General features: G+C 64.4%; 11 protein-coding genes and 1 tRNA gene. 4 read left to right on the top strand and 8 right to left on the bottom strand.

Going from position 1 to position 12345, the window contains the following annotated elements:
- The first annotated feature begins 26 nt into the window (after positions 1 to 26).
- Complete coding sequence (locus SE91_RS30770; protein WP_245318629.1) at positions 27 to 944, top strand: Bug family tripartite tricarboxylate transporter substrate binding protein; 918 nt, start codon at positions 27 to 29, stop codon at positions 942 to 944.
- A gap of 186 nt (positions 945 to 1130) precedes the next feature.
- Here the strand turns inward: SE91_RS30770 and SE91_RS30765 are convergent, their stop codons facing one another.
- From SE91_RS30765 to SE91_RS30755, 3 genes are all read right to left on the bottom strand, one after another.
- Positions 1131 to 2765 carry an alkaline phosphatase family protein gene (locus SE91_RS30765; RefSeq protein WP_061850322.1) on the bottom strand — a complete coding sequence of 545 codons (1635 nt, stop codon included), beginning with the start codon at positions 2763 to 2765 and terminating at the stop codon, positions 1131 to 1133.
- 238 nt (positions 2766 to 3003) lie between these two features.
- Complete coding sequence (gene obgE / locus SE91_RS30760; RefSeq protein ID WP_061850321.1) at positions 3004 to 4044, bottom strand: GTPase ObgE; 1041 nt, start codon at positions 4042 to 4044, stop codon at positions 3004 to 3006.
- 84 nt (positions 4045 to 4128) lie between these two features.
- A complete protein-coding gene (locus SE91_RS30755; protein WP_061851414.1) occupies positions 4129 to 4611 on the bottom strand; it encodes a MaoC family dehydratase in 483 nt (160 codons plus the stop codon).
- Between the two features lie 124 nt (positions 4612 to 4735).
- Between SE91_RS30755 and SE91_RS30750 the strand changes: the two genes are divergently transcribed.
- On the top strand, positions 4736 to 5650 hold the full coding sequence (locus SE91_RS30750) for a DMT family transporter (RefSeq protein ID WP_061850320.1): 915 nt from the start codon (positions 4736 to 4738) through the stop codon (positions 5648 to 5650).
- A 66-nt stretch (positions 5651 to 5716) separates the two neighbouring features.
- On the opposite strand, the gene SE91_RS30745 is transcribed toward SE91_RS30750, so the two are convergent.
- The 3 genes from SE91_RS30745 to rplU form a co-directional block, all read right to left on the bottom strand.
- Positions 5717 to 6310: a GNAT family N-acetyltransferase gene (locus SE91_RS30745; protein WP_061850319.1), complete on the bottom strand. Its 594-nt coding sequence runs from the start codon at positions 6308 to 6310 to the stop codon at positions 5717 to 5719.
- Positions 6311 to 6462: 152 nt separating this feature from the next.
- Entirely contained in the window at positions 6463 to 6732 is a 270-nt protein-coding gene (rpmA, locus tag SE91_RS30740) for a 50S ribosomal protein L27 (RefSeq protein WP_008538809.1), read from the bottom strand.
- Between the two features lie 102 nt (positions 6733 to 6834).
- Entirely contained in the window at positions 6835 to 7221 is a 387-nt protein-coding gene (rplU, locus tag SE91_RS30735; protein WP_008538808.1) for a 50S ribosomal protein L21, read from the bottom strand.
- 331 nt (positions 7222 to 7552) lie between these two features.
- On the opposite strand from rplU, the gene SE91_RS30730 reads away from it, so the two are divergent.
- A complete protein-coding gene (locus tag SE91_RS30730) occupies positions 7553 to 8677 on the top strand; it encodes an ROK family protein (protein ID WP_061850318.1) in 1125 nt (374 codons plus the stop codon).
- A gap of 185 nt (positions 8678 to 8862) precedes the next feature.
- Here SE91_RS30730 and SE91_RS30725 read toward each other — a convergent pair whose 3' ends face one another.
- The gene (locus SE91_RS30725; protein ID WP_061850317.1) at positions 8863 to 9726 is read right to left on the bottom strand and encodes an alpha/beta fold hydrolase; all 864 of its coding nucleotides are present in this window, start codon (positions 9724 to 9726) and stop codon (positions 8863 to 8865) included.
- A 134-nt stretch (positions 9727 to 9860) separates the two neighbouring features.
- Between SE91_RS30725 and SE91_RS30720 the strand changes: the two genes are divergently transcribed.
- Positions 9861 to 9950 (top strand) — tRNA-Ser (locus tag SE91_RS30720).
- A gap of 92 nt (positions 9951 to 10042) precedes the next feature.
- Here SE91_RS30720 and SE91_RS30715 read toward each other — a convergent pair.
- Positions 10043 to 12310 carry a xanthine dehydrogenase family protein molybdopterin-binding subunit gene (locus tag SE91_RS30715; RefSeq protein ID WP_197489583.1) on the bottom strand — a complete coding sequence of 756 codons (2268 nt, stop codon included), beginning with the start codon at positions 12308 to 12310 and terminating at the stop codon, positions 10043 to 10045.
- Between the last annotated feature and the right edge of the window lie 35 nt (positions 12311 to 12345).

The raw sequence follows: 12345 nt of genomic DNA, 5'->3' as shown, positions 1-12345 counted from the left end.
GAGGATCTCTCGGGCTGCCGCTGTTGGTGCAAGCGGACGGGGCGCAAGCGCAGGCCGGGCTGACCAAGGTCATTTTTCCGTTCGCAGCCGGAGCTGGCGGCGACACGCTGTGCCGGCTGATGGCGCAGGAGATGGCGCCGGTGCTGCAACGGACCGTCGTGGTCGAGAACCGTACCGGCGGCGACGGCCTGATCGGCATCAAGGCGGTGAAAGGCGCCAGCCCCGACGGCAGCATGGTGCTGGTGACCACGGGGCCGACCATGTATCTGCTGCCGATGGTGGAGACGACGCCGAGCTTCGACGCCGCCAAGGACTTCATGCCGGTCTCGCTGCTGGCACGGTTCGAATTCGCGCTGGTGATCAACCCGGCGGTCGACGCCACCGATTTCAAGAGCTTCGCGGCGTGGCTCAAGGCGCATCCGGACAAGACCTCGTTCGGGGTGCCGAGCAACGGCACCATTCCGCACTTCATGGGCTCCAAGCTCGAAAAGGATCTCGGCATCCGCCTGACCCGCGTGCCCTATCGCGGCAGCGCGCCCATCCTCAACGATCTCGTCGGCGGCCACATCTCGTTCGGCATCACGACGTTGGCGGACGCGCTGCCGCAGCATCGCGCCAAGGGCGTGAAGATCATCGCTGTATCGAGTGCAGAACGTTCGCCCTTCGCGCCTGATGTGCCGACGCTGAAGGAAAGCGGCGTCGATCTCGTCGCGGATGCCTGGTATGGCATGTGGCTCCCCGCCGGCAGCCCGCCGGAGTTGGCGAGCAAGCTCAGCGCCGCCGCGAGCGCAGCGCTCGCCAAGCCCGAGGTGAAGGAGAAGCTCACCGCGATCGGGCTGATTCCGGTCGGCTCGACGCCGGACGGATTGACCAGGGAGCTCGCCGCGAACATCGCGTTGTGGCAGCCGATCGTGAAGGCGACGGGCTACAAGATCGAGAATTGAGTCTCTCCTCCTGTCATTGCGAGGAGCTCTTGCGACGAAGCAATCCAGAGTCCCTCCGCGGAGAAGATTCTGGATTGCTTCGCTGCGCTCGCAATGACGACGTGGATGGATTTTCAATTGGATCGATGATGCGCTGCGCGCGTCGGCCTCTCTAAGCAGGCGGGTAGAGGCGAAGCGAAGCAAGACTTACATCTTCGCACGTTGCGCGATGCCGTCCCTGATCGCCGCGAGCTCTTTCTCATCCCAGATGCCGATCAGAATGCCGCCCTTCACCTGTAGCTGGTTGTCGGCATAGGCCGCGATCTTTTCGCGTGCCGTCGTGATATGGCCGCTGGGATGCAGCGCCCAGTCGAACAGCTCGGCCTGAAGCCGCGCGATGATGCTCGCGCATTCGGGGGCATCGCCGCGATCGACATATTCGTCCGGATCGGTTTCGAGATCGTACAGCATCGGGCGGAAGCCGGATGCGTGGATGTATTTCCAGCGGCCGTCGAACACCATGAACAGGCGGCAGCGCTCGATCGGCTGGTTCAGCTTCAGCCGCACGTCCTGCATGGCGTAGTCGTATTCGGAGAACGCCACCTTGCGCCAATCGCCTGGCGTCGGACCGCGCAGCAACGGCAGCAGTGAACGTCCTTCGAGGATGTGGCCGGGCACCTTGCCGCCGAAATAATCGACGAAGGTCGGCGCAAGATCGATCGCCTCGACCAGCGCATCGCTGCGCGTGCCGCGCGTCGAATCGGCCTCCTTCGAAGGATCGATGATGATCAACGGAATCTTCGCGGACTGTTCGTGGAACAGGTCCTTTTCGCCCATCCAGTGATCGCCGAGATAATCGCCATGATCGGAGGTGAACACAATCATCGTGGTGTCCAGCAGGCCGCGCTCGCCTAAAAATTTCATCAGCACGCCCATCTGGTCGTCGATCTGGGTGATCAGGCCCATATAGGTCGGGATCACCTTCTCCCGCGCATCGTCGCGGGCCATGTTGCGGGAGTAGCGCATGTCCATGTAGGCGCCGAACACCGGATGCGGGTTCTGCCGCTCGCGCTCGGAGCGGATCACCGGGATCATGTCGTCGGTCGAATACATGCTGGCGTAGGGTTCTGGCGCGATGTAGGGCCAGTGCGGCTTGATGTAGGATAGATGCAGACACCACGGCCGTCCGTCGACCTCGGCCTCGCTGATGAAGTCCATCGCACGCCGCGTCATGTAGGGCGTCTCGGAATGCTCGTCCGGCACGCGCGCGGTCTTGTCGGCATGCACCAGCAGCCAGCCGTTCTGCAACGAGCCGTCGTCGGCCGCGCCTGAATTGGCCCAATGCTCCCAGGGATTGGTGGCGTCGAAACCTTGGCTGCGCAGATAGTCATCGTATTTCGGCCGCGGCCGTCCCGTCGGATGCAGGCCGTCGTCTCGCTCGTAAGGCTCGAACCCGCATTCGGCGACATGCACGCCGATCACGGATTCCGGGGGAATGCCAAGCGCCTTCATGCCTTCGATATCGGGCGCCATGTGGGTCTTGCCGACCAGCACGTTGCGCACGCCGATCTTGTTGAGGTGATCGCCGAGCGTGGGCTCGCCGACGCGCAGCGGCCAGCCGTTCCAATGCGAGCCGTGCGAGCGCATGTAGCGCCCGGTGTAGAACGACATCCGCGATGGGCCGCAGATCGGCGATTGCACGTAAGCCTTGGTGAAGAGCACGCCACGCCTCGCCATGGCGTCGATGTTCGGCGTCTTCAGCGTGGGATGGCCGGTGCAGCCGAGATAGTCATAGCGAAGCTGGTCGCACATGATCCAGAGGACGTTCTTCGCGCGCGCCATGCGTCGTTCCTGTTGGTTCTTGTTTGTTGGATGCTGCGCTATCGTGGTCGCGATGGCAACCTGCCAGTGATGCGCGTGCCCGCAACCACGCACTCCGCTGTCGTCCCTGCGAACGCAGGGACCCATAACCACAGGGAGTGGTTTGGCGAGGACTCGTCGTTCGGTACCTCGACCGATCGCAGCCGATGGATCACGCGGTATGGGTCCCCGCGTTGGCGGGGACGACGGTGGAGAGAGCTTACACCGACCACGGCTCCGCTTCGGCCGCGCTCTTCGCCTTGGCCGACACCGGGCTCTCGCCGATCACCTCGGCGAGGGCGCGCAAGGCTTCCTTGACGCCTTGGCCGGTGACGCCCGACAGCAGCAGCGGCGTCTTCTTGGCGGCGCGCTTGAGGCGATCCTTCTGCTTCTTCAGCTCGTCCGGCTCGACCGCGTCGATCTTGTTCAGCGCGACGATCTCGATCTTGTCGGTGAGCTGCCCGCCATAGGCGTCGAGCTCGGTCCGCACTGTCTTGTAGGCCTTGCCGGCGTGCTCGCAGGTTGCGTCGATCAAATGCAGCAGCACGCGGCAGCGTTCGACATGACCGAGGAAGCGATCGCCGAGGCCGGTGCCTTCATGCGCGCCCTCGATCAGGCCGGGAATGTCGGCGAGCACGAATTCGCGGCCGTCGGCATTCACGACACCGAGCTGCGGATGCAGCGTGGTGAAGGGATAATCGGCGATCTTCGGTTTCGCGGCGCTGACCTTGGAGAGGAAGGTCGACTTGCCGGCATTGGGCATGCCGACGAGACCGGCATCGGCGATCAGCTTCAGCCGTAGCCAGATCCAGCGCTCTTCGCCGGGCTGGCCGGGATTGGCGTTGCGCGGCGCGCGGTTGGTCGATGATTTGAAATGCGCATTGCCGAAACCGCCATTGCCGCCTTCGGCCAGCACGAACTTCTCGCCGACCTTGGTGAAGTCGTGGATCAGCGTCTCGCGATCCTCGTCGAAGATCTGCGTGCCCACGGGGACCTTCAGCACGATGTTCTTGCCGTTGGCGCCGTGGCGGTCCGAGCCCATGCCGTTCTCGCCCTTCTGGGCCTTGAAGTGCTGCTGGTAGCGGTAGTCGATCAGCGTATTGAGGCCGTCGGCGACCTCGAGGATGACATTGCCGCCGCGGCCGCCATTGCCGCCGGAGGGGCCGCCGAATTCGATGAACTTCTCGCGGCGGAACGCCACGCAGCCGTTCCCGCCGTCACCGGAGCGGATATAGACCTTTGCTTCGTCGAGGAATTTCATGGGCCATAGGTAGGCCAGCCGCTCCCGCGCGGCAACCCGGATCGACCGGCAAATCGGCGGAAATTCCGCGATTTCACGGCGTACTTAACCCGCCGCGCGTCTCCGGATCAGGAATTTCTGCATGCCCTCCAGCACCAGCTCCTTGCGCTGGTTGAACACGGTGCTGCGCAGCGTCACCACGCCGGTCGAGCGGCCCGGCACGAGCTCGGTGACCTCTAGCGCGGGATAGAGGGTGTCGTCGGCAAATACCGGCTTGAGGAAGCGGCTCGATTGCTCGAGGAAGACGACCAGGGACTCCTCGACCATGAACGGAAACAGGCCGGCGCCGGGCGCGGTGTGGATCAAGGTCTGGAAGCCGTGAGCGAGCAGATGCGGCATGCCGCGGGCGCGGCAGTACTCCAGATCATAGTGCACCGGATGGGTGTCGCCGCTCGCGGTCTGGAATGCGGCGAATATTGCGGTGGTCTGGGTGCGGCTCGGCAGCACGAAACGCTCGCCGAGGACGAAATCCTCAAACCAGCGTTGCGCGGGGATCATGCGATGCTGGGCGGGATCGAACTCGGTCATGCGCTGCACCATTCTGAACGGATTTCGAGAGCGAATCCGTATCGCGCTGGACGCAGTGCGACAATGCGTTCAATTCGCCAGAGATGACTTGTCCCGCGCGCCCACCTGATTAAAACGAAAGCAAATGCCCCTCTTCAAATCACTCTCCGCCTATGACGACCGATCGGCGCGGCTGGCCGGCATCGCCTTGATGGTGCTGTCGATCTTCATGTTCTCGTTCGGTGATGCCATGGGCAAGTTCCTGGTCGGGACGTATTCGGTGGGACAGCTCCTGTTCCTGCGGGCCTGCGCGGCGCTGCTGCTGCTGGCGCCGTTGATCTGGCGGCAGCGTCACCTGTTCCTGGAGCTGGAGCGGCCGCGCCTGCAGTTCATCCGCGTCGTGCTGTCGACGCTGGAGGTCGCGGCGTTCTTCCTCGCCACGGTGTATCTGCCGCTTGCCGACGTCATCACCTATTATCTCGCCGGGCCGATCTTCGTCACCGCGATGTCGGCGATCTTTTTAGGGGAGAAGGTCGGCTGGCGGCGCTGGACCGCGATCCTGATCGGCTTCTGCGGCGTCCTCATCGCACTGCGTCCCTCCGCGCAGACCGTCAGCCTGCCGGCGTTGATCGCGCTCGGCGGCAGTCTCTCCTTCGCAACGCTGATGCTGATCACGCGCAGCCTGCGCAAGACGCCCGACATCGTGATGGCGTCCTCGCAATTCGTCGGCACGTTCTCGCTGGGCGCAGTGCTGTCGGCTTTCCACTGGGTGCCGCCGACACCTGGCAGCCTCGCAATCTTCGCATTGGCCGGATGTGTCTCGGTCACCGCGCTGTTCTGCGTCAACCGCTCGCTCAAGCTCGCCCCGGCCAGCGTCGTCGTGCCCTATCAATATTCGATGATCGTCTGGGCCGTGATCTTCGGCTTCGTCGTGTTCGGCGACGTGCCCTCCATCGCAACACTCGTCGGCGCCGCCATCATCATCGGCGCCGGCTTCTACATCTATCTGCGGGAGCGGGATCTGGGGCGCGAGACCACGGACGTGAATCCGCCGGCGTAGCGGCATCGTCATCCCGGGCTCGCGACTTCGTCGCGCCCCGGGACGACAGCTGTATGGGCCCGCGCCCTACCTCACTCTCCTCGCGCTGCTCCAGCTCTTCAGCGAGGCCCAGACGCCGCGTGACAGGCGAAAGCAATCGACCGGCGTGGAGGAGCCCAGCGCCAGGAAACGGTGCAGCTGGACACCGCTCCACTGGAAACCGCACTTCTCCAGCACCTTGCGCGAGGCCGGATTGGTGACGCGCGCGCCGGCGTAGAGATATTCGTCCTCGAACTCCTCGAAGAAGAAATCGATCGCGCCGCGCGCGGCCTCGGTGGCGAAGCCCTGGCCCCAATGCTCGACGCCGAGCCAATAGCCGAGTTCGGCATTGTCGGGCGAGGAGCAGTCGATGCCGACCATGCCGACCGGCCCGGTGTCGTGCTCGATCAGGAACACGGTCTCGCTGCCGAGGGCGGCGGTGGCGCGGATGAACTCGACCGCGTCGTCCTGCGAATAGGGGTGAGGGAGGCGGCGGGTGTTTTCCGCGACGCGGCGGTCGTTGGCGAGCCGGGCGATGGTCCTGACGTCGGCGAGTGTCGGTCGCCGCAAGGTCAGCCGCTCGGTGGCGACGACGCTGGGTCTCGCCTCAGCCAAGGTCACGCTCGAGAAATCCTGCAACATGTCCGGCTCCTGGAAAGTCACTAAGTCAAAGTGAGCAAGTCAAAAGAAAAGGGGAGGCCGGTTTCCCGCCTCCCCTTGGAGCCTTCGATCTCTCGATCTCTTGGACTCCGCCGGTTCAGTCGGGACCGGCGGACTCCAATTTGATCCACCGTCTATTCAGCAGCCTCTGCGATCGGGAGCACCGATACAAAGGTGCGGCCGTTGGCTTTGGCTTGGAACGCAACACGACCCTCAATCTTGGCGAACAAAGTGTGGTCCGTGCCCATGCCGACATTAAGGCCGGGGTGCCAGGTGGTGCCGCGCTGACGCGCAATGATGTTGCCGGGCGTGACGATCTCGCCGCCGAACGCCTTGATGCCGAGGCGCTTGCCCTTGGAATCGCGACCGTTGCGCGATGAACCGCCTGCTTTTTTGTGAGCCATGGCTCGTCTCCGAAATCCTGCGTATGTCTAGATCAATTCCTTGACGGAATCATTTCACGATTTCTCACGCATCAATTCGTGAATTGGCGTGATCAAATCTATTTATTCGGCGGCTTCCGCTGCCGGCTCCTTCGCCACCTTTTCCTTCTTCGGACGCGGGCCCTTGGTGGGCTTGGCGCCGTCGGTCAGGATCTCGCTGATGCGCAGCACGGTGATCTCGTCGCGATAGCCGCGCTTGCGGCGCGAGTTCTTGCGGCGGCGCTTCTTGAACGCGATGACCTTCGGTCCGCGCTTGTGGTCGAGCACCTCGACCGCAACGGACGCGCCTGCGACCGTCGGGATGCCCAGCACCGGCGTGTCGCCGCCGACCACGAGCACTTCATTCAACTGCACGATCGAGCCGACTTCGCCTTCGATCTTGCCTACTTCGAGAACATCATCCGGCACGACGCGGTATTGCTTGCCGCCGGTTTTGATGACTGCGAACATCGTTTTTTTCTCCGTGTTCAATCCCGGCCTCGGGACGAGCATCGTCCGGGTCGGCTTTTTGTCAGTCGCTACGGGTTTATGTGCGTTTTGTGCGGGTGGGAGTTATCCCTTTGAAAACCCACGCAAAAACAAGCGGCGCGAGAAACGCCCCGCGCCGGCTCTGGGACTTATAGCCGCCGATCGCGCCAAGTCAAGGAAAACCGCCGAAAAGGCCCGGAATTCGAAGGATTTGGCCGTGCTGAAAGCGCGCAGCCGAATCTCGACCGGCCATGCAACAAACGGGTTCCCCCGCAGTTGTCCCGGCCGGAACACTCAAGCGGGCAGGGCTCTCATGGCAACGGACGAACTGGTCAAGTCAACGACGGGCATTGCTCAGCACGGCGCCGAACGGCTGCCGTCGGTGGATGTCGACAGCTTCAACATCGAGATCAAGGACGAGGACGGCTTCCTGGGCGACCGCGCCAGCAAGGGCGCCTTCCGCGAAATCCTGGACCGCTGGCGCAAGCCACTGCGCAAAACGGGGGAGGACCCGTTCGGCAAGGAACCCTCCGAGAACATCAGCAAGAAGACGCTGGACGACATTCTCATTGGCGATGACGTCGAGGCCTCGGCGGTGGTGCACAGCGCGATCGAGGATTTCGCCCAGGAGCTCGCTTACGTCACGCGTCGCTTCCTCAAGACCAAGGCCTGGGCCAAGACCGAGCGCATCGTCGTCGGCGGCGGCTTTCGCGATTCCCGGCTCGGCGAGCTCGCGATCGCGCGCACCGAGATCATCCTGAAATCCGAGGACTTCAAGATCGACATGCTCCCGATCCGCCATCACCCCGACGAAGCCGGCCTGATCGGCGCGCTGCATCTGGCGCCGTCCTGGATCTTCGAGGCCCATGACAGCATCCTCGCCGTCGACATCGGCGGCACCAACATCCGCTGCGGCCTGGTGGAAACCAGCTGGAAGAAGGCCAAGGATCTGTCGAAGGCCAAGGTTGTGCATTCCGAGCTGTGGCGTCATGCCGACGACGAGCCGACGCGCGAGGGCGCGGTCAAGCGGCTGACCAAGATGCTGAAGGGGCTGATCACGGAAGCCGAGAATGAAGGGTTCAAGCTCGCCCCCTTCATCGGCATCGCCTGCCCCGGCGTGATCAATCCGGACGGATCGATCGAGAAGGGCGCGCAGAATCTTCCCGGCAATTGGGAGAGCAGCAAGTTCAACCTGCCGGCGAGCCTGCTCGAGGGGATTCCCGAGATCGGCGAGCACGACACCGCGATCCTGATGCACAATGACGGCGTGGTGCAGGGTCTCTCCGAGGTGCCGTTCATGCAGGACGTCGACCGCTGGGGCGTGCTCACCATCGGCACCGGCCTCGGCAACGCCCGCTTCACCAACCGCCGCAAGGAAAATGGAAAGGACCGTGATTCCACGGAGAACGGGAAGAAAAAGGGCAAGGACAGCAAGTAGAGCGCGAGCGCAGTAACCTTGACCGGTTAGGTTAAGGACCGGATTGCGTTGCGGCGTGCCCGCCGCACGCTAGGGTCGAATCGTCGCCTCACCTGGCCGGCGAAGCCGCCCTTCACGGTCAGCATTTCAATGAGCGGCATCGGGACCGCCAGTGTTTACCGCGTCTGGCGGTCCCACCCCGTTCTTCAGCTCCACCCCACCCGCTGAAAGAACGCCGCGATTTCCGCCGCCGCGCGATCCGGATCTTCCCGATGCGGGAAGTGGCCGACATCAGGAAACATCTTGAGATCGAGCGCACTGAAGGTTTCGGACAGCCGATCGGTCCATGCATAGGGAAACAGCGGATCGTGCTCGGCCCAGCGCACGCAGGTCGGCACGCCGATCGGCGGCAGACGCGGCGCCTCACCCTTCATCATCGCGACGCGCCCGGCATGCGAGGCGCGATAATGCGCAAAGCCGCCGGAAAGATTGCCCTCTTTCAGGAAATTGTCGGCGAAGGCGTCGAGCACATCGTCGAAGGCGTTCTTCCGGTGTGCCCAGCCTGTCAGGAAATGGCCGATATAAAGCCGGCAGATCTCGCGGCTGGCACCGACCAGCGCAGGCGCCATCTCCATCTGGTGGAAGGACTGGTACCAGATATGGTTGAGCCTGTCGGGTGCGGCCATCCGTGCACCGATCCCGGGATAGACGAAATCGAAGAAGAACAGCCCAGTGAGCCGCCCGGGCGCCTGCCGGGCCAAAGGCTGCATCACGGCGCCGCCGACATCGTGGCCGACCACGCCGAATCGGTCGATGCCGAGCCGGTCCATCAGCGCCAGCATATCCGCCGCGTGGCCGTCCGGCCCGTAAGGCCCATCCGGCTTGTCGCTGTCGCCGAAGCCGCGCAGATCGGGCGCGATCAGGGTGAAGCGGTCCGAAAGCCGCGCCATCACCGGCTCCCAGGTCAGCCAGAATTCCGGCCAACCATGCAGCAAAAGCAGCGGTTTGCCGCGCCCGGTGCGGACCAGATGGAAATCGGCGCCATTGGCCGTGACCGTCAGATGCTCCATGGCAGTTCCTTTCGCGGGGCGGGACGGCGGCGAAAGAGGCAGCGGATTTTCCCCTTTCGCGCCTTGTCTGGCCCGCCATCCTCGCCTATTAACGCCCCCAACCACAGGGGCCCTGCTCCTATATGGCGCCTTCAGGAGAGGTGGCAGAGTGGTTGAATGCACCGCACTCGAAATGCGGCATAGGTGCAAGCCTATCGGGGGTTCGAATCCCTCCCTCTCCGCCATCAAAATCGAAACCAGCCGAAAACAGCGAGCCCTTCGGTCCGAACGGCATGGTGCTTCCCGGTGGTCCGGAAAGCTCCTGCGCGGCTCAAGCCTACAGCAGCTTGTCCGGCGTCAGTGGCAGATCGCGGATGCGCTTGCCGGTGGCGTTGAAGGCGGCATTCGCGATCGCCGCAGCCACGCCGGCAATCCCGATCTCGCCGATGCCGCGCGCGCCCATTGGCGTACGAGGATCGGGAATATCGGTCCACACCACGTCGATGTCGGGGACGTCGAGATGGGCCGGGATGTGATAGTCCGCGATGGACGCACTGATGATCCGCCCGCTGCGCTCATCGAGCAGGGTTTCTTCAGTAAGCGCCATGCCCAGTCCCATGATCATGCCGCCGCGAAACTGGCTGGCCGCCGTCTTCGGGTTGAGGATGCGACCGCAATCGAACGAGCCGACGAGACGGTCGACGCGCACCTCCCCCGTCACCTCGCTGACGCGCAATTCGCAGAAGATCGCGGACCGGCTGTGCATCGAGAATTTCAGCACCTCGAGCGGCGCCGAGCTTTCGCCGACGACGCTGATGTCGCTGCGCGCGGCACGCTTGAGGATCGACGCGAAGCTTTCATGTCGCGACGGATCGCCGATCTTGCGCAAGCCTGCGTCGGCGAACTCGATCTCGTTCGCCCGCAGGCCGGCGAGCGGCGTGTCGTTGCCGGCGAGGCGCAGCAGTTCGCCGGCGAGCTTCGTGCTCGCCGCATTGATCGCCGCGCCAAGCGACGCCGTTTGCGACGAACCGCCGGCAAAGCTGCCGAACGGCAGGCTGGTGTCGCCGATCCGGACGGTGACGCTGTCGAGTGGCAGTCCGAGACGATCGGCCGCGTGCTGCCGCTGCACGGTTGCGGTGCCCATGCCCATCTCGTGCGCGGCACTCGCCACGGTCGCGCGACCATCGCCGTCGATCGTGATCCGGGCCGACATGCCCGGCATCCGCACGTAGGGGAACGAACCTGAGGCGCATCCCATGCCGACCAGCCACTCGCCCTCCTGGCGCGAACGCGGCGTGGGCGTACGCCGCTCCCAGCCGAAGCGTTTGGCACCGAGGTCGTAGGCCAGCATCAGGTCGCTCTGCGAATGCGGCGCGCCGCTGACCGGATCGGCGTGACCGATGTTGCGGCGCCGCAGTTCGATGGGGTCGATCTTGAGTTCATGCGCCAGCTCGTCCATCGCGCTCTCGACCGCGAACGTCCCTGGCGCCTCGCCCGGCGCGCGCATGAACGTGTTGGCGAGCAGATCGAGGTCGATGGCGTGCTGCACGATGTCGAAGCTTCGCGCCGCGTAAAGCGACCGGCTGGTCAGCGTGAACGCCTCGTCGGTCACGCTGTGCAAGGGCTTGACCGAATAGCCGTGATGAAGAAGCGCCAGTAGCGTGCCGTCGCGGTCGGCCGCGAGCGCCACGCGTTGCTCGGTCTGCGAACGGCCGCCGACAAGACGCTGCATGCTGGCCCGCGACAGCACCAGCCGGACCGGCCGCTGCGCGAGTTTCGCCGCCGCGGCGCCGAGGATCTGATGATCCCATAGTGCCTTGCCGCCAAAGCCGCCACCGACGAACGGCGAACTGACGAAGACCTGCGTCTCCTTGATGTCGAACACCTTCGCCAGCGAGCCGGCCGTGCCGTTCAACATTTGCGTGGCGTCGTGCACGCTCAGCCGGTCACCGTCCCAACGGATGGTCGCGGCATGAGGCTCCATGGGGCTGTGACTGTGCCAGGGCGTGCGATAGACCGCGTCGACGACGGTGGCCGCCGTCCTGAATGCGCTATCCGCATCGCCCTTCTTTAGCCGGTTACGCTCGATCATCAAGGAATCTGGCGTACGCGCAACCGCCTTGCCGGCCTCGAAGTCCGTCCGCGCAGCAGCCGCCTCGTAGCGGACGACGATCAGCGATGCGGCGAAGTTCGCCTGTTCCTGCGTCTCCGCAAGCACCACCGCCACCGTCTGGCCGTTCCAGCGGATCTCCGCGTCCTGCATCACCGGCAGGATGTTGTTGCCGGCCGCTTTCAGGTTGGTCAGGCCGATCGGCGGCGGCAGCGCCATTTTCGGGGCGTTGCGGTGAGTCATGACCAGCGCGACGCCCTCCGCCGCCTCGGCGGCAGCGACGTCGAGTTCGGCGATGCGCCCGCGTGCAATCGTGGAGTGGACGAAAGCCGCATAGAGCAGCCCGTCCATGGGCACTTCCGCCGCGAAGCGCGCCGCGCCCTTCACTTTGTCGGGGCCGTCGACGCGCGACTGCTGCGTCCCGAGGTTGACCCGCTTGTCGATCAGCGGATCCGGCGTGCCGCCCGGCAACCAGCTGCCGGGAACGTAGCCCATCGCGGCGCGGACGCCGCCGACGATCGCATTCTGCA

The sequence above is a fragment of the Bradyrhizobium sp. DOA1 genome, assembly GCF_001593325.1.
Classification (GTDB): Bacteria; Pseudomonadota; Alphaproteobacteria; order Rhizobiales; family Xanthobacteraceae; genus Bradyrhizobium.
Note: the sequence above shows the minus strand (reverse complement) of the source record. Positions and strands in the feature narration are given on the sequence as shown.